Here is a 26,128-nt window from a genome sequence, read left to right as displayed (position 1 = left end):
CTTGTATAATGCCCGCCACAAAGCTCCCGTAGCTCAGTAGGATAGAGCGGTCCCCTCCTAAGGGACAGGCCACTGGTTCGACTCCAGTCGGGAGCACCATATAAAACAAGGGGTTGGCATCGTAATGGTGCCAACCCCTTGGTCTTTTTTGGCCTGGGGTACCACACGGGGTACCACAGCGCGCATTCCATAGCTAAAAACCAGAGAGACAAATAAGTCTCATTTGAATTAATTTCAGATATATATTATCTCCATGAACCTACCTAAGGGACTGCTCTGTGCAGTCCCTTTTTCATTGGAGATTTCTCATGGCTCACCTGATCGACACCATGGCCTACAACGGTCAAACGCCCTGGCATGGCCTTGGCAATGTTTTGCCCCCGCAACAATCCCTCGATATCTGGCTACAGGCAGCCGGGATGGATTGGACCATCGAGCAGAGCGACGTGATGTTTAACGTCGCCTCCGATGCGCTGCATATTCGCCCCTACAGCGACAGCAAGGTACTTTATCGCTCCGATACCCTCGCCCCCCTGTCGGTGGTCTCAAGCCGTTACAACGTGGTACAGCCTCACGAGGTGCTGCACTTCTACCAAGACCTGGTGGAAGCTGGTGGCTTTGAGCTAGAGACCGCAGGCTCGCTTAAAGGCGGCCGCAAGCTGTGGGCACTGGCCAAGACCGGCCAGGATCTAAAACTCAAAGGCAATGACTTGGTAAAGTCCTATCTGCTGTTGGCGACCAGCTGCGACGGCACACTCTGCACCACGGCGCAGTTCACTTCGCTGCGAGTGGTCTGCAATAACACCCTGCAGATGGCACTGCGCGGTTCGACCGGTGCCATCAAGGTACCCCACTCTACTCAGTTCGATGCGGCAGCCGTCAAAGAGTCGCTCGGGCTGGGGCTCTTCCATTGGGATGAGTTCAAAGTACAGAGCAAGGCACTGGCACAGCGGCCCGTGGCCCCCGAAGAGGCGCTACGCTTTTTCAGCGACTTGCTGGCGCAACCGCTGGATGAGGAGAACATCATCCTCACCAAGCCGGTACAACGCCTGCATGAGCTCTATCAGGGTGCGGGTATGGGTTCAGAGCTTGCCAGTTCCCGCAATACCGCCTGGGGGCTGGTCAATGCGGTCACCGAATACGTGGATCACCACCGCCGTGCCCGCAGCCAAGATCACCGGCTTGACTCCGCCTGGTTTGGTCAGGGCGCCCAACTCAAATCCCAAGCCCTGAATCAGGCCCTCACCCTACTGCAGTAATTCCTCTTCCCCATTTAAACCGCATAACGACCTCACCCGGACTGGCGCAAGCCAATCCGGACGTAGCTATTTATGCCGTCAACAAGGAATAGTCATGAAAGCAAAAGCCAAATACGGCCAAGCCCTGCGGCTGGCCTCTACTACCCAATTAACCCGCGAGCAATGGCTTACTCTCCGCAAACTCGGCATTGGCTCCTCCGATGCCGCCGTGGCAGTGGGGCTATCCCCCTACAAATGCCCGCTCAGCCTGTGGCTGGAGAAGACCGGTCGCAAGGAACCGGAGGATATCTCCCACAAGGAAGCGGTTCTGTGGGGCATTGAGCTGGAACCTGTGTTGGCGCAGGTCTATGCCAAACGCACCGGCTACAAGGTGCGCCGGGTCAATGCGGTACTGCAACACTCCGAGCAACCCTTCATGCTCGCCAACCTCGACCGGGAGGTAGTCGGCCATCCCGATGGGCCGGGCATTCTGGAGATCAAGACCGCCAGCTATCACAGCGCCCTCCAGTGGGAGGAAGGAGTGCCGGTGGCTTACCAGTGTCAGGTACTGCATCAACTGGCTGTTACCGGCCATGCCTGGGCTGAAGTGGCAGTGCTGATCGGCGGCCAGGATTTTCGGATTTACCGCATCGAGCGCGATGAGGAGAAGATCCAGGATCTCACCGAGCGGGAAGCACAGTTCTGGCAGATGGTGCAACAAGACCAGCAGCCCGAGCCTGACGGCTCCTCCGATGCCGCCAATGCCCTGAGCTGGCTGTTTCCGCGTGACGATGGCCAGACGGTGGATCTCTCCGATTCCCCCGAGTTCAACCAGCTGTTTGGCGAGCTACTGCGCTTGCGCCAGCAAAAGGAAGCGGTCGAGCTGCAGGAGTCGCAGCTCAAGCAGCGGCTGCAAGCCACCTTGGGTGAAGCGACAGCCGGGTTGTTTGCCGATGGCAAGATCACCTGGAAACGCAGTAAAGACCGGCTGGCACCGGATCTGGATAAGCTCGGACAGGATCATCCCGACCTGCTCACCCGTTACGTCAAACCGGTGCCCGGCGTGCGCCGTTTCACCATTCAACCCTTGAGGCAAACACCATGATCAAAGGACTGGCGATCACCCCGCCCGTGATCGGGCGGATCTGCATCGGCAAGCTGGTGCAAAAACAGGATAAGTGGGTACCGGAGAAGGACGACAGCTTCACCCTCACCACCCAGGTACAACAAAAGGGGGGATGGTTGCTCCATCCTCTGCATCAACACTACTCATCGCAGAAAAGTGGCCAAGGGCAGGAGCAGACCAAGATCCGCGCCATTCCGGTGCGGGTGCTGTTCAACGATAGCGACCTGAATCTGCGGGCGGAATACAGCGCGTTTGACCGGCAAACCGGCAGGCCGCTGTGTGTCGGGAATGGGGAGGTGGCAAGACGCGTGGGGGCGCAAGGCATGGAGGAGGTCAGCTGCCCTGGACCAGAGCGCTGCGCTTACGGTGGACAACAGGGCTGCAAGCTGTACGGACGGCTGAACCTGTTTGTGGAGGGGCAAGGGGATGAGCTGGGCAGTTTTATCTTCCGCACCACCGGCTACAACTCGGTGCGCACCCTGGCGGCACGGCTCAAGTACCTGGAGGCTGTGAGCGGTGGCCATACCCGCTATCTGCCACTCACCCTACGGCTGCGAGCCAAGAGCACCACCCAGTCCTACCGCACACCGGTCTACTACGTGGATTTGACCTTGCGGGAAGAGACCAACCTGACCGAGGCAGTCAGGCTGGCACAGGAGGCGGCCCAGCGTGACCAAGAGGCAGGCTTGGCCATTGAGCAGATGGAGCAGGCTGCTCGTGAGTTGCTGCGTAACGGCCAGTTTGAAGATATCGATGAAGAGGTGCCGATGTTACTGGAGGAGTTCTATCCCGAGCCAGAAATGATAGCGTCATCTTCCACCTCACAGCCTTTGGCAACCGCAACAGCACCAAAACGCCTCCGCCCTCGTTCCTCACCCCTGACCAGTAAACTGGGTAAAAACGCGGCCCCTTCACCGCCTACGCCTGAGCCACAATGCCAATAACTTACGTTGGCATCTTGTTACATCCAATCAAATCAATCAGTAGCACAATATTCTGCTACCCATCACGACGGGATGTTTATCACAAAGCGTCCCGTTATTTCTCCCCATCGCTGGTTTGGGGTCAATAGATCAAGCCCTAGTGACACTCACGAAATCGGCACTCATTTCATCTATTTCCCTCCATTTTCAGGTCAAGAAGGTCTCTTCGAGACTTTTGACCATGGGGGTCAGTGTACCTTGCCCTATTGACCGGGAGGAGACCATGGCACTGGTAGGTTACGCACGTGTTAGTACGGGAGGTCAAAGCCTTGAAGTCCAGCTTCGAGCGCTGGCCGAATGCAATAAAGTTTTCCAAGAGAAGGTTAGCGGTGCCTGTGATGATAGGCCACAACTCGCTCTCCTCTTGGATTATGTGAAGGAGGGGGATGTGGTGATGGTTACCAAGCTGGACCGTCTGGCTCGTAATACTCGTCACCTATTGGAGACATCAGAATTTCTACAACACAAGCAAGTTGCATTGCGGATATTGAATCTGGGGATCGATACCTCAACGCCTACCGGCAAGTTAATGCTCACCATGATCGGTGCTATCGCAACCTTTGAACGAGAGTTGATGTTGGAGCGGCAAGCTGAAGGAATTGAGTTAGCCAAGCGCCGAGGTGTTTATAAGGGTCGTAAGCCTACCGCAATGGCAAAAGGTAATGAAGTTCTTGCACTGGTTGCCAAAGGATTACCCAGATCTGAAATTGCCAAGCGCACGGGGATCAGTATTTCCAGTGTGCAACGCATTCTCAGATCTCAGAGCAACTGAAAAGTAGTGTGGTTTACCGTTCCTGGTGATAGCCATACACCTCTATTTAATAATAGTTATTCGGTGAGATAAAAAATGAAAAAGCTGACATTCTGCTTACTACTAACTCTTATGTCTGGAAGTCTATCACTACGGGCAGCAGAGCCGTTTACAGGCTTTCTGCCGGCACTAGTGCAGGACAAAACAGGGAAACCATTTTGGTGTAACGCCCATTTGAAGTTAAACAGAAAATGTATCGCAACTGAAATCAGTAATCTTTCAATGGTCATTGTTCGCAGTCAGCCATTCGGTGAGTGTGAAGCAGGCATGTGGGGCTGGATCGCCACTGCGGGATCCCCACAGAAAATTGCCATTGGCTACACAATTACGCCTGATGAAAAATTCAATATTTCAATGAAAGACATGTGTCGACCAGGAACCATTGTCAAATTTCAACCAAACAAAAAATATAAGAGTGAGGATGACTTGGTTGGTTTTTACAATGGAAAAGAAATATTCAGATATCTCGGACGTAAATAACTAAATAGATTAAGAAAAAGTGATTATTACGAGGGTTTCCATGAAAGACATAAATCGATATTTATTGGCCTCCACACTGATATTCTCGGCCATAGCTTGCAGTGCCCAAGAACAACGTTATCTTGCTATCCAACACACCGACACTGTATACGCCAACCAAGGCGTCTGTGCGTACCACTTTTCCCTCGATAGTGGTGGAGCAGATGAATTTGGTCACTTGTATATCACGCTGCAGTTTAATGACAAGAAGGGCAAAGCGCTGGCCGAATCAACGCTGGAAGTTGAACCGTTCGGCGGGAGCTCCGCTACACGCTATGGCGGTGGCTTTACGGAAGTTGACTGCGGACAGGTAGAGCAGGCCAAGTCCATCGCCATCATTCAGGCAACCGAGGTGCTCGCTCACAACGAAGTCACCCGGCTACCAGTTTCCACCTTCACCCCCGAGTTTCATCAACCACTGAAGATAACCGTTGGCGGCAATTAGCCCGCTCAGGAAAACAAAGCCAAAGGGCGTCACCATTACGGTGACGCCCTTTTTCATTTCCAACTCTTGATGAGGATCATCACTCCATGACACGACATTTCATTATCGGCGATCACTTGGTATCACCACAGTCTGAAGGCCACCATCATGGCATCTTTGTTGGCCATGACCAGGTCATTCACTGTCTACCATCCGCTTCAGGAAAGCATTCAGGCCAACTGGCGCTGACCTCGTTGGCTCAATTCAGTCAACACTGCGCTATTGAGGTCAAACCCCATGCTCAACGCCTGTTCAGTCGAGAGGAAAGCCTGACACGGGCTTACGCCCGACTCAGTGAAGGTGAACAGGGCCAGCCGTTTGCCAACAGTGAGCTGTTTGTCACTTGGTGTATTGAAGGGATTCAGCATTCCTCCAAGCTGCTGCAGACCGCTGTAGCAACGGTGGTGGCTGCCGAAGTCGCTCGTCACACGTTAGGCAAGGCGGCCACCAGTGCAACGGCAGGACTTGCTGCCAGCACACTGGCCACAACGGCTGGCGGTAGTGGCACTGCTGCAACGGTAGTGTCGGTGACCGGTATTGCCACAGCCCCATTGTTAGCCCCCCTTGCCGTGGGCGCCGTCGCAGCCTATGGCGTCAGCAAGCTGTGGGATTGGTTAAACGACTGACCCATCACTTCAAAGCAAAAGCAGGGGCCCTCCTGCTTGAACTCAATGAGGAAACACCATGACCATTCCCTTTTTCCGGGACGGCTTTGCCCTGCCCGTTGATCAAGCATTGCTGGTTCTGCTCAACCAGGAAATCGCTAAAACCGAGCTCAATCTTGAGCGCTTAACCCAACTGACCTTCAACTTTCGTAACCCCGGCTACAGCACCGAACATGGCGGCGTGCACCCAGTCGAGATCCGCATGATCCGTGGGCTCGATGGCTGGCTGTTCGATTACGTCACCGACTTCAGTTATCAAGGGCTGGGGCAGGATGCCGAGCTCTGCAAAGAGCTCGATTTCAACTTCCTCGATGGGGAACACACCATGTTGGGCTGGGGACCGTTGCGACTGGCCGAAGCACGGGAGTTGTTCGATATCTGGCAGAGCAATTTCATTGCCTACTGCCGGTTGGAATGCTTCAGCGTCACGGTCGCAGGAGATTAGGAGGACACGATGCCCCATGAATTAGCGCTCTCCCACACCTCACGCCAGTGGCTGGGACTGGTTGCGGCCAACGCCAAACTGCAGCCCACTCGCCAGGGCGAGCGCTGGTTGCTGCACCACCGTGGAGATTGACCCCATCCCCGACAAGGAGACCGAAGATGATTAACGCCGTGATCGCCATCGAGCTAGAGGCTTACCTTGAGCATAATGGTCAGATTGAAGTGGTGCATGACCGAGGCACACTGGTAGATGATTATGCACTCTACCTGCGCTATGAAAATGAACGTGGTGACACGTTGGCACAATGGTTGTGTGATCACCCGGATCGTTGCTGGCTAAAACAGGTCGGAAATTTGCTAGCCACCAGTTACCACATTCCGTTGCACGACTTCACCCCGTAAACACAGGCGGCCTGAACACCGTCAGCCAGTACCGCGTCCCCCCATTCACCTAACACCTAGCCTACCCTGCCGCGTCCAACGCGGTGGGGCGGGCGATGGAGTATGGAACACCATCATGTTGTATCACAAACTGGTCGCCGGGGAGCACCTCGGCACCTATCAGCTTACCAACCTCGTAACTAAGAGGCCCATTTGAATGCCGTTAATCAAGCTGAACTCTTTTTTTTTGCCTGAAAACGTCAAAAGGCATCCTTAGAACTCAAAATTCTACGACACCTTCCTGTGGGATAGGTCCAGCTCACTTTAAAGTAAGAACAATGCCTGTTAGCATATAGCTTCAATGATCAATTATAACTCTGGCGTGACTGTAACGCCGCCTTAACCCCTCCCTCTGCGGCTCCTGCCGCTTGACTCTGGTTGTCACAACCGGAGCACCTTTTTACACCCATTAGATCCCAATACAACAATCTGATCCTGCCCTAACTCTATCTGACCCCAAGTCGATGGATGCGCTGCGCTATGGATCCTAAACAAGCGAGAAAATCCCCCCATGCTGGAACGTGCAAGACAAGAGTGGTTCTCCAACATACGTGGTGACCTGTTAGCCGGAATCGTGGTCGCCCTGGCACTGATCCCAGAAGCTATCGCCTTCTCTATCATCGCTGGAGTAGACCCCAAGGTCGGCCTCTATGCCTCCTTCTGTATCGCAGTGGTCATCGCTTTTGTCGGCGGTCGTCCAGGCATGATCTCGGCAGCCACAGGCGCAATGGCGCTCCTGATGGTGACCCTGGTCAAAGAGCATGGTCTGCAATATCTGCTGGCAGCAACCCTGCTCACTGGGGTACTCCAGATCGCAGCGGGTTACTTGAAACTGGGTAGCCTGATGCGGTTTGTCTCCCGCTCCGTGGTCACCGGCTTCGTCAATGCGTTGGCGATCCTCATATTTATGGCCCAGCTACCGGAGCTTACAAATGTCACCTGGCAGGTATACGCCATGACGGCGGCGGGCCTTGGCATCATCTATTTGTTCCCGCTTATTCCGGTGGTTGGCAAGCTAGTGCCTTCTCCGCTGCTCTGCATCGTCATCCTGACGGCAGTCGCCATCACAATGGGGATCGATATCCGCACTGTAGGCGATATGGGCGAACTGCCCGATACCCTGCCCATCTTCCTGTGGCCCGAAGTGCCACTCAATCTGGAGACGCTGGCGATTATTTTCCCCTACTCTGCGGGCCTGGCTGTGGTCGGTCTGCTCGAATCCATGATGACGGCAGCCATTGTCGATGACCTGACCGATACCCAGAGCGACCGCAATCGCGAATGCAAGGGCCAAGGGATTGCCAACATCGGTGCGGGCCTGATGGGCGGCATGGCGGGTTGCGCCATGATTGGCCAATCCATCATCAACATCAAATCCGGTGGCCGTGGTCGCCTTTCTACCCTTGTCGCAGGGACACTGCTCATTCTGATGGTGGTCTTCATGGATGAGTGGATCCGCCAAATCCCCATGGCGGCACTGGTTGCTGTGATGATCATGGTCTCTATCGGCACGTTCTCTTGGGATTCACTGCGCAATCTGAAAAAGCACCCGCTCTCCACCAATATCGTGATGATCGCGACAGTTGCTGTGGTCGTCGCTACCCATAACCTGGCGCTTGGGGTATTTGTCGGGGTACTGCTCGCCTCCCTCTTCTTTGCCAACAAGGTTGCCCGCTTCATGCTGGTCAAGAGTGACAGTGGGCGCAGTCGCGAGGTGCGAACTTATCAGGTGCAGGGCCAGGTGTTCTTCGCCAGTGCCGAGCAGTTCTTTGCCGGATTTGACTTCAAGGAGGTGGTAGAGAAGGTGGTGATCGATCTCACCCATGCCCACTTCTGGGACATCACCGCTGTCACTGCGCTGGACAAGGTGGTCATCAAGTTCCGCCGTGAAGGCACCGAGGTTGAGCTGATCGGTCTGAACGAAGCAAGCGCGACCATCGTTGACCGCTTTGGTGTACACGACAAGCCGGAAGAAGTTGAAAAGCTGCTGGCTGGACACTGATCACAAGAAGGAATTCATCATGACAAACATTTTTGCCTGTATCGATGGCTCCCCAGCCATGACAGCAGTGTGTGATGCGGCGGCATGGGCCTCTGCCAATACTGGGTTACCCGTCACCTTACTGCACGTATTGGAAAGAAACGAGTTTGAAGGACACAGCGATCTCTCCGGCAACATTGGTCTTGGCAGTCGCGAGCTTCTTCTCCAGGAGCTCGCCGAGCTGGATCATCAACGCAGCCGCCTCGCCCATGAGCAGGGACGGATGCTGCTCAACAGCGGTAAGGATTATCTTGCTGGCTTGGGGATGCCAGAGGTCGATACCCTGCAACGCCACGGCCAGTTGGTAGAGACGACCCAGGAGCTCTCATCCGGTATGCGGATGTTGATCATGGGCAAGCAGGGCACGACCCATGCCCACGATCTGATTGGCAGCAATATCGAGAACGTCATCCGTACCCTGGCTAATCCCATCATGGTGGTGCAGCAGGGCTTTCAGGCGCCAAGCCGCTTCCTGTTTGCCTATGACGCCAGCCCGACCGCCAAGAAGGTACTGGAGTTGATAGCAAGTAGTCCGCTGCTCAAGGGGCTGGAATGTGACTTGGTGATGGTTGGCGAACCGAGTGACGAGCACGAACGCCAGCTGGCACAAGCCAAGCAGGTGTTGAAAAGTGCGGGTATCAGGGTTGAAGCAATGCTGCTGCAAGGAGAGGTGGTGCCAGTGGTTTGCCAGCATGCGAGCGAGGTGGGGAGCGATCTTATCGTGATGGGGGCTTACGGTCACTCTCGGATCAGGCAGTTCATTGTGGGAAGCACGACAACGGGGATACTGAAAACGACCAAAGCCTCTCTGTTGTTGCTGAGGTAATTAAGTAGCAGGGGCGGGATAACCTGCCCCTGCGTGTATCAGAACCAGCTTTGCACCGCCTCTCTGGCAGGGATCCCACCGGCATGTACTACCTTGTCATCGATGACGACTGCTGGCGTAGACATCACCTTGTACTTCATTATCTCGGGCAATGACTCCACCTTCTCAAGCTGAATTGACACACCAAGCTCATCCACCACCTGCTGGATAAGTTGAACAGTGTTCTTGCAGTTGGCACAGCCGATGCCGAGCACTTTTACATTTTTCATCTCATATTCCTCATCAAGAAATTAACGGCGATACGAAGTTAAACACCCACCCAACCAACGTGAAGGAAACCAGTAGCACCAGCAGCAAGGTGCCCAGTAACTGCCACTTCATCACTTGTTTGAGCAGAATAAATTCAGGAAAACTGGCCGCCACTGTGCTCATACAAAAAGCCAGTGTCGTACCAATGGGCAAGCCGTTTACGATCAAACTTTCCATTACCGGGATCACACCGGTCGCATTCGAATAGAGGGGAATACCGATCAGTACGGCAGCCGGAACTGACCACCATTGACCGGCACCAAGGTGTGAGGCAATCCAGCCATCAGGCACAAAACCATGAAGCGCGGCACCAAGCCCCACACCGACAATGACCCAGAGCCATACCCGTTTGAAGATGGTGAGGGTTTCATCTTTAGCAAAGGCATGGCGCTTGGCCAGCGAGAGGCTCGGGGCATCGGCATGCGGCTGGATGATATCGCCTTGCTGATGCTGCCCCTGCTTGAGGGCCTCAGCGGCAAAATCGGCCAGCCAACGCTCGGCCTTTATCTTGTCCAAAAACGCCCCACCCAGCATGCCAACCGCCATGCCAACCACCACGTAAATCAGGGTGAACTTCCAGCCCAGCAGACTGACCAGCAACAAGACGGCCACTTCGTTGATGAGCGGTGAGGTGATGAGAAAGGCCATGGTAATCCCTAGCGGGATACCGGCTGAGGTGAAGCCGAGGAACACAGGGATACTCGAACAGGAGCAGAAGGGGGTGATGGCACCAAAGCCGGAGCCGAGAAGATAGCCCAACCCTCTGTGCTTGCCCGCCAGATAGTCCCTCACCCGTTCAACATTCAGGGAGGCTCGCAGCATGGCCACGATGTAGATCATGACCAGCAGCAGAGCAAAGATCTTGCTCACATCCTCCACGAAGAAATGCAGCGCATCCCCCAGCTTGGTTTGCGGGCTTAGGCCCAATTGCTCGTAGACCAGCCAGCTGGCTAGGTCGGTGAAAATCTGAAACATAATGGCTCCATCAACATCGGTGTTATCCAGAAGACGTGGCATGTCAGCAAAAGATGCTCATTTTTTTGCTAACGCCGCGATCTCATGGTTCGCCCCCAGCCCGCCCCTCCATCAATCAATCACTGAATACCAGTGAGTCAAGGACGCCTTGCCCGCTATGAACGCCCCCTTCTGTCGATTCGGCTGATTTGCTACGAAGCAGGTATCCAGCAAAGCTCGGCTCGGCGCCACCAGGATTGCCATCTATCTGAATGGTGAACATGCCTAGTTCACTGATCAAGTCCGTCACCCGATGCAGCTCTCCTTTGCGTACTATCCAGGCAGGTATCGGTCTGGGAACAGGATGTAATCGGCCCATCAGTGACCAAGCCTGATATTGCCGGGGCTCCAGTGTTTCTAATTTTGCCAGGATGTCTGCCCCAAACAGACAATGCCCACCCCCTTCACCCTGATTTTTAAGCACCCAACTATCGGCGGGCGCAGCTTCTATAAAGTGTGCGCTGTCAGGGGTAACAGGGTGCATCTCCCCCAGAACACCTTTCACTGTGTCAGCCTCTTGCAGGGTCAAGCCAAATGCAGCGAATCCCTCTTCTCCCAAACGCGACAGCAGCATTTGTACTCGTTTGCTGGTCGCCAATTGCTGGGCAACCGTGGCATTGACGGCGACTCTGTGTTGCTCAATCAACACACGGGTCGCCATCAGCGACTGGCAACATCTCTGCTCTTTGAGATCAGCAGCCTCATAATCCGAATATTGGTATCCGGCCCGCAGATAGACGGTATCGAGGGAGCCGACACCATCGAGGAGCAGCCTGTTGTTAGCGCCCGTGCTCAGTTGATTATGAAGTTCACGAAAGGTTCTGCGCTGCGTCTCAATCCCTTTGCGCTGGAGTGCCAGCTCAAGCAGGTGTTGATCAAACACATTGTTTTCATGCTCCTGCACAATCATCAGAAACCTTGCCGGGCCGGGGTCGCCAAACTCACGCTTGATCTTGAAGGTGGCCTCGGCAATACCTGCTGACAATCCTTCAATGGCATGATTACTGACAAGTTCACCCATTGCCTGATGCGGCTCTTGCATGTACGCAGCAGGCCATTGCCGTTGCAGATAGTGGTGCAGTTCATGTATTCGCTGACCAAATGGCCCCATACCAGCGGCGATGCCATTGAACTCGACCAGCTTGTGGCCATCTCGTTTGTCGTTCATAAAGTCGCTGCGCATGATGAGCAATGGCAGCCGGGGTGGCTTGGTGGCTGATGAGTGTATCTGTTGATGCATGCTGAGCAGGGCTGAAAAGAAGGGATCGCCCGCCGTAATGGGATGAATGGCATCATATAAAAAGCCATGATCCTCTGAGACGGCATAAATCAGTTTGCTTAAGGTCTGTGCCGCACTTTTCAAATGCAGGTAGTCCCGTTGGCTGATTGGTGTCGGCGCCAGGGTAAATGGGGTATGCACGGCAGAATACAGCGACTCTTTAAAGGCGACACCGTGGGTTAAGGCCCACTCGACTGCATCATCTTTGGCTTTCTGGATGTCAAAAGAACTCATCATACGATCCTGATTATTGACTCACGAACCTCAAGGCCTGGTTGCCCAGCCCTCATATCGCACAGCGATCTTCATATCCTCATCAGACGAGCGCAGCACGTCACGAGGAAGACGCGCAAGCAGCGAAAAGGATGCACTTCAATTTTCTGAACCACGTCAACCTGACCCAGGCATTGTCATATTCTCGTCATACTCCCCAGCAATGATTAATAAGAATTAATCAACCGGTATGGATAGATGAACATGAAGAAAATCGTCGCTTCCGCCGCCCTGCTGGGCTTTAGTCTGCTTAGCACCGCCGCCTTTGCGAGCGAATTCAACCTGCCCGGTTTTGTGACCGAAGTGGAAGATGGGCGGCTATGGGTCTTTAAAGAAGGTTCGCCAGAGCTGGAAGAGTTCAAGCAACATGGCGAACCGGCAAAACAGTTCAGCAATATCGGGGCAGGCCCCAATGGCATGACCATTAAAGCAGCCAACCAAGAAACCTTGGATGAGTACCTGGCCGAAGCCAAGAAAAAATAAAGAAAAGGCCAAGGTGAACACCTTGGCCTTTTTGCTGAACATGGGTCATGGCTTACTTCGCAGCCGGAGTGAAGCAACACACCCGACCCGTCTCATCCAGCCTGACCTGACAGTCCAGAGAAAGCTGCTGACGCAAGCGTTGCCTGGCTCGCAATAAACGCGACTTGGTGGCGGTGAGGGTCAAGCCGTATTGGGCGGCATAATCCGCCTGCTTCATCCCCTCCAAATCGCAGTGTCCGAGAATATCCCGGTCAGCCTGGGCCAGCTTCTCCAGCACTCTGGGCAAACAGCCAGCAAGCGAATCCACTGCATCAAGCTCACTCTGCTGCATGACCAGCTCGTCATGTAGTTGAAACATCGGGCGTTGTCGCCGGCTTCTATCAATCACCAGATGTCTGGCGACTTCAAACAGCCAAGCCCTGGCATTCTCAATGGCGCAGAACTTGCCCTGCTGGCGGATTGCTCGCAAGAAGGTCTCTTGTAGCAGATCATCTGCATCCATCGGGCTGCCAGATTGCTTGAGCAGCCACCCATAGATCTCATGTTCGTGCTGCTGCCATGCCGTCATCAGGCAAGGTGGTGCGCCGGTTGGTTGGGTCACTTGATGCGTTTTCCTTGCGCATCCACTACCTGCTCCCCATCCTCCTTGGTGAAGGCCCCTTGCTGTGGGTTCAGCAGGATATCCAACACCACCTCTGACGGACGGCACAGCTTGATGCCAAGCGGGGTCACCACTATGGGACGGTTGATCAGGATGGGATGAGCCAGCATGGCATTGATCAGCTGGTCGTCGCTGAATCTCTCTTCGGCCAGTCCAAGCGCCTCAAAAGGCGGCACGTTTTTGCGCAACAGGTCGCGCACCGATATCCCCATGGCGGCAATAAGCGCGACCAGGATCTCGCGGCTCGGCGGCGTCTCCAGATAGTGGATGACGGTCGGCTCAACCCCTGAGTTGCGGATAAGTGCCAGCGTATTGCGAGAGGTGCCACAGGCCGGGTTGTGGTAAATGGTGATCTTGGGGTCACTCATGCTTGCGCCTCCGCTTTGCCATAGTTGCGCTTCATGCGCAGGGCCACGTTGACCAGGGCGATCAGCACGGGCACTTCAACCAGCGGGCCTATCACACCGGCGAAGGCCTGATCCGAGTTCAGGCCGAATACCGCGATGGAGACCGCGATGGCCAGCTCGAAGTTGTTGCCGGTCGCAGTAAAGGCGATGGAGGCGTTCTTGTCATAGGGAATACCCAGCTTCTTGCCCACCAGGAAGCTGGTAAAGAACATCAGCACGAAATAGACCACCAGCGGGATAGCAACGCGAACCACATCCATGGGCAGCTCGACTATCATCTCCCCCTTGAGGCTGAACATCAGCACGATTGTGGCCAGCAAGGCGATCAGGGTAATGGGGGAGATGGCCGGGATGAAGCGCTCGGTGTACCACTTTTCTCCTTTAGCCTTGACCAGATAGTGACGGCTCAAAAAGCCTGCTAGGAAGGGGATGCCGAGATAGATCAGCACGCTTTCGGCGATATCCAGCATGGTGATATCCACTGCGAAACCCTGCAAACCGAACAGCGGCGGCAGCACGGTAATGAACAGCCAGGCCATGAAGCTATAGGTGAGGATCTGGAAACCGCTGTTGAGCGCCACCAGACCCGCGCCGTATTCCTTGTTGCCGCCACCGAGGTCGTTCCATACCAACACCATGGCGATACAACGAGCCAGGCCAATCAAGATAAGACCAACCATGTAGTCGGGGTAATCATGCAAGAATGTCAGGGCGATGACGAACATCAGGATGGGGCCAACCAACCAGTTCATTACCAATGAGAGGGTAATCGCCTGACGGTCGCGTGTCATGGCGCCCATGGTGCCGTAGTTCACCTTGGCGAGCGGCGGATACATCATCAGGATGAGGCCTATGGCAAGCGGGATATTGGTGGTGCCGACCGACATCGCCTCGTTCCACTGAGCCACCTGGGGGAACAGGTAACCAATTCCCACCCCGATGGCCATGGCGACGAAGATCCAGAGGGTGAGATTGCGGTCGAGAAAACTCATTTTTTTGCTGACGGGCAGATCGCAGCAGGCTGTTGTACTCATCACGAGACTCCATGAGGGTTGGATGAAGTGGAAGGCTGATGGCGTGGCAAACCAATGGAGATAAACGCCGCCAGCAGGATAAAGAGGGTGGAGATCCAGAGGCAGGCCTTGAGACCATAGAGCTGGAACACCAGCCCGGAGAGCAGGGTGCCTAGCAGGCGCCCCAGGGCATTGGCCATGTAGTAGAAACCCACATCCAGCGATACCCCATCTGCACCGGCATAGCTGACGATGAGGTAGCTGTGCAGGGAGGAGTTGATGGCAAACAGAGCGCCAAACACCATCAAGCCGCCCACCAGGCTGATGGCCGGATGCACCTCATAGTGGAGCGCCAGGGCAATCAGGGCCGGGGTCAGTGCCAACACTAGCGCCCAACGCATCGCAGCCTTGCCATCGGGTACACGTCCCTCTCGCTTGCCGGTAAAGCGGGGCGCCTGGGTCTGAACCACGCCATAAGCAATGATCCAGAGCGCCAGGAATCCCCCCACATACCAGTGATCCCAGCCAAAGCTGGAGGCGAGGTAGACCGGCAACGCCACCACAAACCAGACATCACGGGCACCAAACAGGAACAGACGGGCCGCCGACAGGTAATTGATGGCGCGGCTCTTGGAGAAGATTTCGCTGAACTTGGGCTTGTTCTTGGCTTTGCCGAGATCCCGTTTCAGGGTCAGCATGCTGACGCACCACACCAGCGCCAACGCCAGGGCCATAACCAGCACGGCCCCCTGAAACCCGAGCAGGGTCAACAGGGCGCCACCGAGGAAAAAGCCCATCCCTTTCAGGGCATTCTTCGAGCCGGTGAGGAGTGCCACCCACTTGTAGAGCTGACCCTGCGCCTCTCCCGGCACCAACAACTTGATGGAGCTTTTGGCGCTCATCTTGTTGAGGTCTTTGGCTATCCCCGAAAGCGCCTGCGCCCCCATCACCCAGGGCACCGTCAGCCAGAGCGGTGGCACCAGCAACATGCCCAGTGCCAGCACCTGGAGGGCCAGCCCTATGTTCATGGTGCGGTTGAGCCCGAGGCGAGCGCCGAGCCAGCCCCCCACCAGATTGGTCACCACCCCGAAGATCTCGTAAAAGAGAAACAGGGAGGCGATGGCCAGCGGGCTGTAACCGAGCCCATGGAAGTAGAGCACCACCAACATGCGCAGAGCGCCATCGGTCAGGGTGAAGGCCCAGTAGTTGCCGGTCACCAGCAGATACTGGCGGATCTCGGGGGAGAGTCGGGTCAGTTCCATGGTCAGGTTATCCTTGCACCTTGTCCATTTGACCGACCATGCGCATCAGCTCGGCGGTGCGGTTGGCATAGCCCCACTCGTTGTCATACCAAGCGTAAATCTTCACCTGGGTGTCGTTGACCACCATGGTGGAGAGTGCATCTATGGTGCAGGAGCGCGGATCCGTCTTGTAATCCACTGACACCAGCGGGCGCTCTTCATAGCCCATGATCCCCTTGAGCTCACTCATGGCGGCGGCCTTGAGCAAGCCATTGACCTCGGCTTCTGTTGTGGGACGGTTCACCTCGAACACGCAGTCGGTGAGGGAGGCGTTGGCCAGCGGCACCCGCACCGCATGACCGTTCAGCTTACCCTTGAGCTCGGGGAAGATGTGGGTGATGGCGGTGGCAGAACCCGTGGTGGTGGGGATCAGGCTCAGGCCGCAGGCGCGGGCACGGCGCAGGTCGGCATGGGGTGCATCCATGATAGTCTGGGTGTTGGTGATGTCATGAATGGTGGTCATGGAGCCGTGCTTGATGCCCAGTTGTTCGTGGATCACCTTCACCACTGGCGCCAGGCAGTTGGTGGTACAGGAGGCAGCCGTCACTATGGGATGCTGCGCCTTGTCGTAGAGGTGGTGGTTGACCCCCATGACGACGTTCAGGACACCTTCTTCCTTGACCGGAGCTGTCACCACAACACGCTTCACCCCTTGCTCCAGATAAGCATTGAGCAGGGCCTTGGTTTTCATCTTGCCGGAAGCCTCGATCACCACATCACAGTCAGACCAGTCAGTCTGACCGATCTCTTTGTTGCGAGTGCAGAGGATATGATGGTTACCGATCACCATCTCGTCCCCATCGCTGCTGGCTTCATGATGCCAGCGGCCATGGACGGAATCGAAGGTGATGAGGTGTGCCAGCGAGGCGGCATCGCCAGCCGGGTCATTAATGCGCACAAACTCCACATCCGCCCAGTCGAAGGCGGCGCGAAATGAGAGACGGCCCATGCGGCCAAAACCGTTGATACCAACTTTGATAGTCATGCTGTTTTCCTTAACCGGCGAATGAGTAGTGGGTATTGAGGTAGTCAACGTGGGGCGCTAGGGTCAGCGCCTTGGGGCGCAGCCCTTGCACAAGCGACTTGACCTGTGTGGGGGCGTAGCCCGCCTCCAGCAGCAAGATGGCTGCCATCAGTCCGGTACGACCCGAGCCGCCACGGCAATGAATGGCCAGGGTCTGACCCGCCGCCAGACGCGCCAGCAGATCCGCCTTGTGGTTGGCAAAGGCAGCGGCAAACGGTGCTTCGGGGGCACAATCGTCCTCTACCGGCAGCTGGAACCAGGCCAGCCCCAGTGCATTGCACTCGACGGGCAAGGCATCGGCCTTGAACTCGCTAAGCTCGGCATCGGGCATCATGGTGACTACCGCATCAGCCCCAGCGGCTTGCAGGGTCTTGAGGGCCGCTTGCAAAGAAGCCTCCTTGGTGCCGGGACAGGGGGTGAAGATAAGGCGGGCGCCATTATCCAGATTCAGGATGTCAAACGGGTGCATGATAAACAGCGGCTCCATGTCTCATTGAGAACGTTAGGTGGGTGAAGATAGGTTGATGGTACGCATCGCTTGTTGCAGCGAGATGCGATCCAGTTTGTTCAGTGGCAGGCTCAGAAAGATCCGCAGCCGGTTGCCGATTTCGTGATAAACCTTGTTGAACGCCGCCCATTGCGCCGCATCACTCTCTGTCACGGCAGCCGGGTCACTAAAGCCCCAATGGCCGGTGATGGGCTGCCCCGGCCATGCCGGGCACTGCTCTCCTGCCGCCTGGTCACATACCGTCAGGATAAAATCCATCTTGGGGGCATCTGGGCGGGCAAATTCTTCCCAGCCCTTACTGCGCAGGGTGCTGGTGTCCAGATTGTGTTGCGCCAGCAATTCAAGGGTCAGCGGGTGTATCTCCCCTTTCGGGGAGACGCCAGCACTAAACGCCTTGAAGTTGTCCTGACCGAGCCGGTTGAGCAGCGCCTCAGCCATGATGCTGCGGGCCGAATTGCCGGTGCAAAGGAAGAGCACATTGAACGGACGTTGCATCTCACATCTCCTTGTGGATGGGGTGACATAAATCTTGCAGCGCTTTCACTCCCACCGGTTCGACAGCTTGCAAGGGCACCACGGCATAACGCTTGGCATGCTCCTGCTTGACCGCTTCGATATGGGGCTGCTGGCGATACGCTCGCTGGGCCAGCAGCGGTGAGGTGACGCTGGCCGGGGCCAACATGTGATTGACTACCCAGGCCCATGGCTCGATACCGGCGCGGCGCAGGTCGGCTTGCAAGTTGGCCGCCTCCTGTACCGGGGTGGGCTCGGGCAGGGTGACGATCATCACCTTGGTCTGTTTCGGGTCTTGCAACTGCATCATGGGGGTGGTGAAGTGCATCCCTTTGCCACCCATCTGACGGGCGATCTCTCGGTGATAGGCACCAGTCGCATCGAGCAGCAGCAGGGTATGACCGGTGGGGGCGGTATCCATCACCACGAAGCGCTTGCCCGCCTCGCGGATGATGCGCGAGAAGGCCTGAAACACGGCTATCTCTTCGGTACAGGGGGAGCGTAAATCTTCCTCCAGCAGGGCGCGGCCCTGGGCATCCAGACTTGCCCCCTTGGTGGCCAGCACCTGGGCACGGTAACGCTCGGTCTCGGCGTGGGGATCGATGCGACTGACCTCCAGGCTGGGCAGTGCCCCAGCCAGGGTCTCTCCCAGATGGGCTGCGGGATCTGAGGTGGTCAGGTGAACCGGCAGGCCCCGGCTGGCGAGCTCTACCGCCACTGCCGCAGCCAAGGTAGTTTTACCCACACCGCCCTTGCCCATCAGCATGATGAGCCCGTGGCCATCGCTGGCCAATTCATCGACCAGCTGCTTCAATCCGGGGTGTTGCTCAGTGGCAGTGCATGGAGCTTCACTGCTCCCATTAACCGGCTCTGCACTGAGTAGCTGGCGCAGGCTGTTCACGCCCACCAGATTGGTCGCCAACAGCGGCACTTTGTCTTGTGGCAAACTTGCCAGCAGCGCTGGCATATCAGCCATCGCCTGCTGCTCACGTTGCCATACGGCTGTTGCCAAGGGGTCATCAACCAGCTCGCTTTGCGGGAAGATGCCATTGATAACCAGTTGCTGATTGGCAAGACCGATGGTCGCCAGTTCGTCATGGGTACGCGCCACTTCCCGCAGGGTCGAGGCTTGCGCACGGGCGACCAGGATCAGCCGCGTTTTCCCGGCATCAGAGAGTGCTGCAACGGCCTCAGCATATTGACTGCGCTGCTTTTCCAGTCCAGCCAATGGCCCCAGACAGGAAGCATCGCCTTTGCCCTGCTCCAGAAACTCGCTCCATGCCCCCGGCAATTGCAACAGACGGATGGTGTGACCGGTCGGTGCCGTATCGAACACGATGTGGTCGTATTCCCCCACCAGGCTGCTGTCGGTCAAGAGCGCAGTGAACTCGTCAAAGGCGGCGATCTCTGTGGTGCAGGCACCGGAGAGCTGCTCTTCAATACTGCGTACCACGCTTTCGGGCAGCTTGCCGCGCACTGGGCCAACGATACGTTCGCGATAGGCTTGCGCGGCGGCTTGCGGATCAATCTCCAGTGCTGATAACCCATCGACTTGCGGGATCCTGGTGATCTGGTTCCCTATCTGGGTGTCGAACACCTGGCCTACGTTTGAAGCCGGATCTGTGCTGACCAGCAGTACCCGTTTGCCACTGTCACACAAGGCAACCGCACTGGCACAGGCCAGCGATGTTTTACCCACCCCACCTTTACCGGTGAAGAAGAGAAATGGGGGCGAATCATTGAGAAACGAGTAGTTCAGAAACGGGGACATGAGAGACTCCTATCAGGAAGAACGAGGCCATAAAGCAAACAGAGATCTTTCCAACCACACGATGGTGCTTAGCAGCAACCACTGCTACCGGAGCAGCATCCACTCTTGACGATCCCTTTGATGGCCCCGGCTTTGTTGGACTCAGCTTCTGGCTGTTCAACGTCGGCACCATCGCTTTCTGGTGCTTTCGGCAACGCCAGCCCTGCATAACGGATCAGTTCAGCGCGGCTGGGATAACGACCGGTGAGTACCACCTGGCCATCAACCAGCGTCACCGGTAATCCTTCTTCCCCAGACAGTGCCAGGAAGGAAGCCACTGCCGGGGTTTCAGCGAAGACCAGGGGCTGTTGTGCCAGGTTGAATCGGTATAGAGAGCCACCTTGTTGTTTGAGCCACTCGGCATCACCAGCAAAGATCACCAGATTTTGGTCAACATCTGCGCCACATACACCGCTGGAGCAGCACAGGGCCGGGTCGAATACCTGTATCAGTCTCATGATTTCTTCCTCACTTAATCTCGGTGGCAATCGCATTCAGGGCTGCTTTTAGCCCCTCGCGATCAGTGGAAAAACGGGATACATCCTGCGACAAGAGGGCTTCGATACGCTTTCTCAGCGTCGAGTATGCACAGTGAAAGGCGAGCGCTATCTGCTCCTCGCTGCCGGTCACATGGGCGGGATCATCTACGCCCCAGTGGGCTCGCAATACAGGCCCCAAATAGACAGGACAGGTTTCATTGGCCGCGTTACCACACACGCTGATCACAACATCTGGCGTCACCGGCAGCTCATGCCAGGATTTGCTGTGCAATCCGCTGATGTCGATACCTTCGCGGGTCAATAACGCCAGTGAACGGGGATGCACCTCACCGGTTGGCTGACTACCGGCACTCGTGGCATGCCAACCGGCTGGCGCCAGTTGGTTAAAGGTCGCCTCTGCCAGAATGGAACGGCAAGAGTTGCCTGTGCATAGGAACAAGATATTCATGATGAGCAACTTTCCTTGTTGGTGCAGGTATGAACGGGGGGGAGCACCTCAGGGGTACAATTGGCCGCACTGCGCATATCCGAGCACTGCTCTGGATTGCCATAGCAGCACTCTTCGGTGAGGTAACCGATCAAGTCGAGCATCAGGGGAATATTGGCGCGGTAACGCAAGAAACGGCCCTCTTGCTCCACCGAGACAAGGCCTGCATACAGCATGGCTTTCAGATGGAATGAAAGAGTGTTCGGGGCGACATCCAGTTCACTGGCAAGCTGGCCAGCGACCATACCCTCCAGTCCTGCCTTGACCAGCAGACGCCATACATCGAGGCGGATACCGGATGCGAGAGACTCGAAGACTTTAGTGGCTGTATCTTTATTCATTTGAACCTCTTCATTCATTTCATGAATACAACTATACAAGAATCGTTGAAATGATCAACCCACCCAAACCTTGCTGTTGATTTATTTAGGTACAGTTACTGTTTACACAACACTCTTCACGGAAAAACGCAATGATCTCTTCCAGCACTTCGTATTGAGAGACGCACAGCAGGGTACGGCTCTCCCGGTTCTGCTTGACTAGGCCAACCGAGACCAGCGCGGCAATGTGGTGGCTTAGGGTCGATGCGGGAATGGCGAGCTGTTTTTGCAAGTCTCCAACAGGCAGGCCTTGCTCTCCCGCTTTGACCAAATGCTTGAAAATGAACAAACGAGTCGGGTGACCCAGCTCTTTCAATGCCTTAGCAACCTCTTCCAATTGCATAGTTCACTCCTCTCGATGACGCATATTTCGATAATACCAGAAATATCTTGACCACCTCAATAATTCCATTATTTTAGAAATATAGTAAACCAAAGAGGACATGAAGATGAATGACTGGTTAACCATGCTGACAGATGCATCTCAGATGTTTTTGTTCCTGGCTTTCGAGCTTTCTGTGCTGTTTCTGGTGATCAGTGCTGGGGTCAGCTTGATCCGCCAGAAGATCCCCGATGCCAAAATCCAAGCCATGCTGGGAGCACGAAAAGGCAGAGGCTATTTGATTTCTGCCGTACTGGGAGCATTGACCCCATTTTGCAGTTGCTCAACCATCCCCATGCTGCGCGGACTCTTGTCTGCCAAAGCTGGTTTTGGGCCAACCCTGACTTTCCTGTTTGTCTCGCCGCTGCTCAACCCGATCATCGTCGGCCTGATGTGGGCCACCTTCGGCTGGAAGGTGACGATGTTGTATGCCGTGATTGCAGCGGGAGTTTCTGTACTGGCGAGTATGTTGCTGGACATGCTGGGGTTTGAGCGTCATGTCATTGACCCCAAAGAGGCTAAGCAAAGCAGCTGTGGCACCGGTTGTGGCACCACTACACAAGAACCTGCAAGTGTGAGTGCAACAGCCTGCTGCTCAAGCAATGCTATCAAGTCCGTCAAACCGCTAAAGGCCCAGGCATCTTGCTGTACTGCGCAACCCGATGAGGCCGCGCCAACTGTCTCTTGCTGCGCAGATGGCACTGCGGCACTGACCCAGGCCCCAGTCATTCCCACTGCCTTCGCCAAAGCGCGTATCGATGCTTGGCAACAATTCAAAGAAGTGCTGCCTTACTTGTTGCTGGGGGTGCTGATAGGGTCATTTATCTATGGTTTCATCCCCGCCGAGTGGATAGCGGCCCACGCCGGGGCAGACAACCCGCTGGCGATCCCATTCAGCGCAGTTGTGGGTATTCCACTCTATATCCGGGCAGAAGCCGTTATCCCTCTGGCATCGGTATTGCTGGGCAAAGGAATGGGCATGGGGGCGGTGATGGCACTGATTATCGGTAGTGCGGGGGCCAGCCTGACCGAGGTGATCCTGCTCAAGTCGATGTTCAGAACACCTATGATTGTGGCGTTCCTGACCGTCATACTGGGGATGGCCGTCATGATGGGTTATCTGACCCAACTGCTGTTTGCATAAATGACAAAGGGCCTTCTGAAACAGAAGGCCCTTTTATACAGAAAATGTTCACCAATGCTCAATGATTACTTGCCCCGAAACATCGGTATCCCTCTCTGCGTCGTTTTGCCTCATTTTTAGCAAGATAGGCTGCCCGCTCAAGCATCTTCTTGAGTGATTCGGTATCGTTCCGCTCAATCAGATACTCAGCATTTTTTGGGAAATGCACCAATCCCATTTTTTTTACAATCTTGCAGAGTGGTATCTTCCCAAGTCGTGAGTGCCGATGTTGGCGGTTATAAAAAAACTCGATGTATTCCTGGATCGCTGCCTTGGCCTCTGCTCTCGTCTTGAATCGATAGTGGTGAGCCAATTCATTTTTAAGAGACCCCCAGAAGCTATCTATCGGGGCATTGTCAAAGCAGTTCCCCTTACGTTACATGGAGGTCTGCATGCTGAAGAGCCCGGTAAGCCTTAGCGCAATACTGACGGCTGATGAGTCCGGCGGGCGACCTCTTCTGCTGCACGGCGCGAAACAGAGCCTGGCTGACCAACCCGGTGGTCATTCTCTCTCCCATCTCATAGCCCACTATTTCACAAGTAAACATATCCTTGAGGCCAGCTAGATAGAGCCAGCCCTCGTCTTCTCCTTCCAACTCAGTGACAGAACGTCCTCCTGGAACCGTTTTTCCTGTCTTCCTTTGGCCGCCACAACCCAGTTAGCCAATGTGCCTTTGGCAATGCTGAGTCTTCTGGCTGCTTCCGCTTGGCTGAGCCCTTGCTCCAACACCAGTCGAACTGCATCTGCACGAAACTCTAGTGAATAATGTTCTCTCGATTTCATTCAATACCCCCGATTGTCTCATCGTAACAACCGGGACTGACTGTGAAAATCAGGGTACCTCACAGCAAAGCACGCTACATTTCGGATACAGCCCAACGCATTAAGCTTTTTTCAAAGTCAGTCAGTTGAAGGTGCTCTATTCTGGGTGCCAAGGCCCGAAGTTTCGCCAGTAGGTCGTTCAGATGTTCCGATGGCAAAATGAGGTTCTTGACCTGGGTCGAGATCTGAGTGGGAATTCCGTATTCGTCCAACGCTGTGAGTAGCGGGTCGAGGAACATATTTTCAAGCTGCTCAGCAAAGAAGCTGAAGTCACCCGGCTCTATCCCTCTTTGCGCCAACACGTCGGCCTGGATTTTGTTGACGGCCATGATGTCCCGAGGCAATCGGAAGCAAACCATATTCCTGATGAATTTCAGGCGTAGGTTGATCGCTTCGCTGGGTGTGTAGTCCTGTCGTCGATTATCTACCGCGTCTCGTAAGTACGCTGGCAGGTTTTTCTGAGTTCGGAGCTCATTGATGTGCCAAGCCAATTGCGAGCTGGACGATATCCCGTAATCCATCAGGTTACCGCCCTCCAGGCTGTAGACCAGCTCACATAGATAATTGACTTGGTTCGGCTCAGGGATACCTTTCCAACCCAGCAGTTTTCGGCTGTTCGGTAGATCTCGAATTATCGTTTCCGCCACCTCGACTTGCCGCTCAATCGGAATGTGCCGGTTCTCGATCAGGGTCGTCGGTGACAACACCGGGTTGGCATAAGCATCCTGCAGCCTGCCACGCGAGATATCGGTCAGGTACTCGGGTTCCAACTGCATTAGCAGCCCCATAGGGGAGCTTTCATCCTGATGACCGATGGGGTACTCGACTATCAGCCCTTCCTCAGGAGGGGGAGCCTCGAGCATAAATACCTTGCCAATGAAGTACTTGTTCATACGGCCTGCACGACCAGAAATGTTCTTGTACGTGAAGTAGTCGAACGTCGAGGTGTTCAGGCGACGGTCGTAAATGATCACGTTCTCTGCCGAGGTGTTAACGCCCTCGATCATCGTAGACGTACAGATGATCCGCTTGATGGTGCCTTCGTTGAAAAGTTTGACGATGTACTGCTGGAGTGCGCGCGGCACCCCACCATGGTGAATCCCGATGCCCAGAGATATGGCCTTGGCAACGTTCCATTCAGGATGGTAGTGCTTGGAAATCCATGCGGCGATTTCCTGCGTCTCCGGCACTGGGGTCAGCTCAGCTTTCTTAATCAAATACTCGGCAACCCTGTTCGCACTGGGTGGAGCCTGACAGTAGATCAGAGTGGGTGAGTCCAGGGTTTTAACCAGCTCCAGCAACTTTTCCTCTCGTTCTTCGGAGCGCATCCCCAGATTGAAATTCTGGATGTCGACCGCGACAGTGCTGTAGTCGGACGGGATGAAGTGATACTCGTAACCATCCAAACCAGAGATCTTCTGGATGTGCGGCCCGAGCATGTAGAACTGAGCACCGGTCTTGGCGAGCTTATGGAAGGCGAGGCTCAGATCAACAGCACGGGTGTTTTCGTCTGTACCGTTCGCCAAGTCGATTTTGTAGAACTCATCCAGGACGAAGAACTCCACATCCGCAAGGTCAGGACGCTGGATGACGCGCTCCTGGGTGAGGAGATAGACGTTGGTTGTGTCGGGCACTGCTTCCTGACTGGGGTGCGTGATCAGATTGAAACCCTTGAAACGCTTGACCAAGCGGCGACGAGTTTCGTCGATCAGTGCAATGGTCGGAACGATCACGACTACTTTCTTGAATCGTCGCTGTGCCAGTACCGCGTCAATTACGAGGCTTTTTCCAACGCTTGTGGATGCACTGAGTACCACGTTGCGACCTTGCATGATCAAGCTGAAAACGTGGGCCTGCAGATGGTGAAACACCATGCCCTGTTCAACACCTTCAACCCTGTGCACCTCATAAGCCAGACGGTCAGAAAGCGCCATGTTGCTGAGGTGAGGCGTAATGTAGGGGAATAGTCCGACGGCACGTACCATGTTGAGCAGCAGCGACTGTTCGACTGCGTCGAAAAGGTTGAATTTGTCGAGTGCTCGTATCACTAGGTCGCGACCTTCCCATTCAGAGTTGCTTCTGTTGACTATAGTGTTGATAGCCAGCAGTACATCGATCGTTGATGCACCTTCATCACCGAGTTTCGCTAGCTTGTTCTTGATCGTTTCGTAGTTCATGACCGCATCATTCCTTGAGACCT

32 protein-coding genes, 1 tRNA gene and 1 pseudogene are annotated in these 26,128 nt (G+C 55.2%); 15 read left to right on the top strand and 19 right to left on the bottom strand.

All coding sequences use genetic code 11. From position 1 onward, the window contains the following. The first annotated feature begins 22 nt into the window (after window positions 1-22). From AC1P02_RS10485 to AC1P02_RS10425, 13 genes are all read left to right on the top strand, one after another. Window positions 23-99: transfer RNA gene (locus AC1P02_RS10485), tRNA-Arg, on the top strand. 209 nt (window positions 100-308) lie between these two features. Beyond that, window positions 309-1,259 (top strand): DUF932 domain-containing protein, encoded by a 951-nt coding sequence (locus AC1P02_RS10480; protein WP_485185346.1) that lies wholly within the window; start codon window positions 309-311, stop codon window positions 1,257-1,259. Between the two features lie 94 nt (window positions 1,260-1,353). Next, the gene (locus AC1P02_RS10475; RefSeq protein ID WP_485185344.1) at window positions 1,354-2,343 is read left to right on the top strand and encodes a YqaJ viral recombinase family nuclease; all 990 of its coding nucleotides are present in this window, start codon (window positions 1,354-1,356) and stop codon (window positions 2,341-2,343) included. Further along, a complete protein-coding gene (locus AC1P02_RS10470; protein WP_485185342.1) occupies window positions 2,340-3,308 on the top strand; it encodes a recombination directionality factor in 969 nt (322 codons plus the stop codon). Before AC1P02_RS10475 ends, AC1P02_RS10470 begins: the two co-directional genes overlap by 4 nt. Before the next feature lie 262 nt (window positions 3,309-3,570). Then, window positions 3,571-4,119 (top strand): recombinase family protein, encoded by a 549-nt coding sequence (locus AC1P02_RS10465; protein WP_485185339.1) that lies wholly within the window; start codon window positions 3,571-3,573, stop codon window positions 4,117-4,119. A 75-nt stretch (window positions 4,120-4,194) separates the two neighbouring features. Next, window positions 4,195-4,638: a hypothetical protein gene (locus AC1P02_RS10460; protein ID WP_082040753.1), complete on the top strand. Its 444-nt coding sequence runs from the start codon at window positions 4,195-4,197 to the stop codon at window positions 4,636-4,638. A gap of 40 nt (window positions 4,639-4,678) precedes the next feature. Further along, a complete protein-coding gene (locus tag AC1P02_RS10455; RefSeq protein WP_485185338.1) occupies window positions 4,679-5,122 on the top strand; it encodes an IrmA family protein in 444 nt (147 codons plus the stop codon). 86 nt (window positions 5,123-5,208) lie between these two features. Next, window positions 5,209-5,787: a lecithin retinol acyltransferase family protein gene (locus AC1P02_RS10450; protein ID WP_485185336.1), complete on the top strand. Its 579-nt coding sequence runs from the start codon at window positions 5,209-5,211 to the stop codon at window positions 5,785-5,787. 58 nt (window positions 5,788-5,845) lie between these two features. Next, window positions 5,846-6,271 (top strand): DUF2787 domain-containing protein, encoded by a 426-nt coding sequence (locus AC1P02_RS10445; RefSeq protein ID WP_485185335.1) that lies wholly within the window; start codon window positions 5,846-5,848, stop codon window positions 6,269-6,271. Between the two features lie 9 nt (window positions 6,272-6,280). Continuing rightward, window positions 6,281-6,403 carry a hypothetical protein gene (locus tag AC1P02_RS10440; RefSeq protein WP_485185333.1) on the top strand — a complete coding sequence of 41 codons (123 nt, stop codon included), beginning with the start codon at window positions 6,281-6,283 and terminating at the stop codon, window positions 6,401-6,403. A gap of 26 nt (window positions 6,404-6,429) precedes the next feature. Beyond that, window positions 6,430-6,672 carry a hypothetical protein gene (locus AC1P02_RS10435; protein WP_485185331.1) on the top strand — a complete coding sequence of 81 codons (243 nt, stop codon included), beginning with the start codon at window positions 6,430-6,432 and terminating at the stop codon, window positions 6,670-6,672. A 550-nt stretch (window positions 6,673-7,222) separates the two neighbouring features. After that, complete coding sequence (locus AC1P02_RS10430) at window positions 7,223-8,713, top strand: SulP family inorganic anion transporter (protein ID WP_485185329.1); 1,491 nt, start codon at window positions 7,223-7,225, stop codon at window positions 8,711-8,713. Window positions 8,714-8,732: 19 nt separating this feature from the next. Beyond that, window positions 8,733-9,578, top strand: a complete 846-nt coding sequence (locus AC1P02_RS10425) for a universal stress protein (RefSeq protein WP_485185327.1) — start codon at window positions 8,733-8,735, stop codon at window positions 9,576-9,578. 38 nt (window positions 9,579-9,616) lie between these two features. On the opposite strand, the gene AC1P02_RS10420 is transcribed toward AC1P02_RS10425, so the two are convergent. From AC1P02_RS10420 to AC1P02_RS10410, 3 genes are all read right to left on the bottom strand, one after another. Next, window positions 9,617-9,847: a thioredoxin family protein gene (locus tag AC1P02_RS10420; protein WP_005303858.1), complete on the bottom strand. Its 231-nt coding sequence runs from the start codon at window positions 9,845-9,847 to the stop codon at window positions 9,617-9,619. A 13-nt stretch (window positions 9,848-9,860) separates the two neighbouring features. Beyond that, complete coding sequence (locus tag AC1P02_RS10415; RefSeq protein WP_485185324.1) at window positions 9,861-10,862, bottom strand: permease; 1,002 nt, start codon at window positions 10,860-10,862, stop codon at window positions 9,861-9,863. A 115-nt stretch (window positions 10,863-10,977) separates the two neighbouring features. After that, complete coding sequence (locus AC1P02_RS10410; protein WP_485185322.1) at window positions 10,978-12,417, bottom strand: glutathione synthase; 1,440 nt, start codon at window positions 12,415-12,417, stop codon at window positions 10,978-10,980. 240 nt (window positions 12,418-12,657) lie between these two features. On the opposite strand from AC1P02_RS10410, the gene AC1P02_RS10405 reads away from it, so the two are divergent. Beyond that, complete coding sequence (locus AC1P02_RS10405) at window positions 12,658-12,936, top strand: hypothetical protein (protein WP_052816438.1); 279 nt, start codon at window positions 12,658-12,660, stop codon at window positions 12,934-12,936. A 52-nt stretch (window positions 12,937-12,988) separates the two neighbouring features. Here the strand turns inward: AC1P02_RS10405 and AC1P02_RS10400 are convergent, their stop codons facing one another. From AC1P02_RS10400 to AC1P02_RS10345, 12 genes are all read right to left on the bottom strand, one after another. Then, window positions 12,989-13,537, bottom strand: coding sequence for a sigma-70 family RNA polymerase sigma factor (locus AC1P02_RS10400; protein WP_232471765.1), 549 nt, complete (start codon window positions 13,535-13,537; stop codon window positions 12,989-12,991). Continuing rightward, on the bottom strand, window positions 13,534-13,965 hold the full coding sequence (gene arsC, locus AC1P02_RS10395) for a glutaredoxin-dependent arsenate reductase (protein WP_485185319.1): 432 nt from the start codon (window positions 13,963-13,965) through the stop codon (window positions 13,534-13,536). Before arsC ends, AC1P02_RS10400 begins: the two co-directional genes overlap by 4 nt. Then, complete coding sequence (arsB, locus tag AC1P02_RS10390; protein ID WP_241324509.1) at window positions 13,962-15,038, bottom strand: ACR3 family arsenite efflux transporter; 1,077 nt, start codon at window positions 15,036-15,038, stop codon at window positions 13,962-13,964. The genes arsC and arsB overlap by 4 nt, the downstream gene beginning before the upstream one ends. Further along, on the bottom strand, window positions 15,038-16,279 hold the full coding sequence (gene arsJ / locus AC1P02_RS10385; RefSeq protein ID WP_485185316.1) for an organoarsenical effux MFS transporter ArsJ: 1,242 nt from the start codon (window positions 16,277-16,279) through the stop codon (window positions 15,038-15,040). Before arsJ ends, arsB begins: the two co-directional genes overlap by 1 nt. 7 nt (window positions 16,280-16,286) lie before the next feature. After that, the gene (locus tag AC1P02_RS10380) at window positions 16,287-17,303 is read right to left on the bottom strand and encodes an ArsJ-associated glyceraldehyde-3-phosphate dehydrogenase (RefSeq protein WP_485185314.1); all 1,017 of its coding nucleotides are present in this window, start codon (window positions 17,301-17,303) and stop codon (window positions 16,287-16,289) included. 10 nt (window positions 17,304-17,313) lie between these two features. Continuing rightward, window positions 17,314-17,811, bottom strand: coding sequence for a phosphatase domain-containing protein (locus AC1P02_RS10375; RefSeq protein ID WP_485185312.1), 498 nt, complete (start codon window positions 17,809-17,811; stop codon window positions 17,314-17,316). A 33-nt stretch (window positions 17,812-17,844) separates the two neighbouring features. After that, window positions 17,845-18,345, bottom strand: a complete 501-nt coding sequence (locus AC1P02_RS10370) for an arsenate reductase ArsC (protein WP_052816432.1) — start codon at window positions 18,343-18,345, stop codon at window positions 17,845-17,847. A gap of 1 nt (window position 18,346) precedes the next feature. Continuing rightward, window positions 18,347-20,134 (bottom strand): arsenical pump-driving ATPase, encoded by a 1,788-nt coding sequence (gene arsA, locus AC1P02_RS10365; protein ID WP_485185310.1) that lies wholly within the window; start codon window positions 20,132-20,134, stop codon window positions 18,347-18,349. A 68-nt stretch (window positions 20,135-20,202) separates the two neighbouring features. Further along, window positions 20,203-20,631 carry an arsenite efflux transporter metallochaperone ArsD gene (gene arsD, locus AC1P02_RS10360; protein ID WP_485185309.1) on the bottom strand — a complete coding sequence of 143 codons (429 nt, stop codon included), beginning with the start codon at window positions 20,629-20,631 and terminating at the stop codon, window positions 20,203-20,205. Between the two features lie 10 nt (window positions 20,632-20,641). Then, window positions 20,642-21,121, bottom strand: a complete 480-nt coding sequence (locus AC1P02_RS10355; RefSeq protein ID WP_485185307.1) for an arsenate reductase ArsC — start codon at window positions 21,119-21,121, stop codon at window positions 20,642-20,644. Then, window positions 21,118-21,501, bottom strand: coding sequence for an ArsR/SmtB family transcription factor (locus tag AC1P02_RS10350; RefSeq protein WP_052816428.1), 384 nt, complete (start codon window positions 21,499-21,501; stop codon window positions 21,118-21,120). Before AC1P02_RS10350 ends, AC1P02_RS10355 begins: the two co-directional genes overlap by 4 nt. 85 nt (window positions 21,502-21,586) lie before the next feature. Continuing rightward, window positions 21,587-21,883 (bottom strand): ArsR/SmtB family transcription factor, encoded by a 297-nt coding sequence (locus AC1P02_RS10345; protein ID WP_052816427.1) that lies wholly within the window; start codon window positions 21,881-21,883, stop codon window positions 21,587-21,589. A gap of 106 nt (window positions 21,884-21,989) precedes the next feature. Here AC1P02_RS10345 and AC1P02_RS10340 point away from each other — a divergent pair, with 106 nt between their 5' ends. After that, on the top strand, window positions 21,990-23,066 hold the full coding sequence (locus AC1P02_RS10340) for a permease (RefSeq protein ID WP_200005073.1): 1,077 nt from the start codon (window positions 21,990-21,992) through the stop codon (window positions 23,064-23,066). Between the two features lie 58 nt (window positions 23,067-23,124). Here AC1P02_RS10340 and AC1P02_RS10335 read toward each other — a convergent pair whose 3' ends face one another. The 4 genes and pseudogenes from AC1P02_RS10335 to AC1P02_RS10320 form a co-directional block, all read right to left on the bottom strand. After that, the gene (locus tag AC1P02_RS10335) at window positions 23,125-23,283 is read right to left on the bottom strand and encodes a YagK/YfjJ domain-containing protein (protein WP_485185442.1); all 159 of its coding nucleotides are present in this window, start codon (window positions 23,281-23,283) and stop codon (window positions 23,125-23,127) included. 24 nt (window positions 23,284-23,307) lie between these two features. Continuing rightward, window positions 23,308-23,689, bottom strand: a pseudogene (locus AC1P02_RS10330) (IS3 family transposase); the annotation flags it as partial. Beyond that, window positions 23,668-23,889, bottom strand: coding sequence for a transposase (locus AC1P02_RS10325; protein WP_485185303.1), 222 nt, complete (start codon window positions 23,887-23,889; stop codon window positions 23,668-23,670). The pseudogene AC1P02_RS10330 and the gene AC1P02_RS10325, both read right to left, overlap by 22 nt. Window positions 23,890-23,963: 74 nt before the next feature. Next, window positions 23,964-26,105, bottom strand: coding sequence for a DEAD/DEAH box helicase (locus AC1P02_RS10320; protein WP_485185301.1), 2,142 nt, complete (start codon window positions 26,103-26,105; stop codon window positions 23,964-23,966). Between the last annotated feature and the right edge of the window lie 23 nt (window positions 26,106-26,128).

It is taken from the genome of Aeromonas sp. TS_SC_11 (assembly GCF_057318915.1).
The sequence above is the reverse complement of the archived record's forward strand: the minus strand, read 5'-3'. Positions and strand labels throughout refer to the sequence as shown.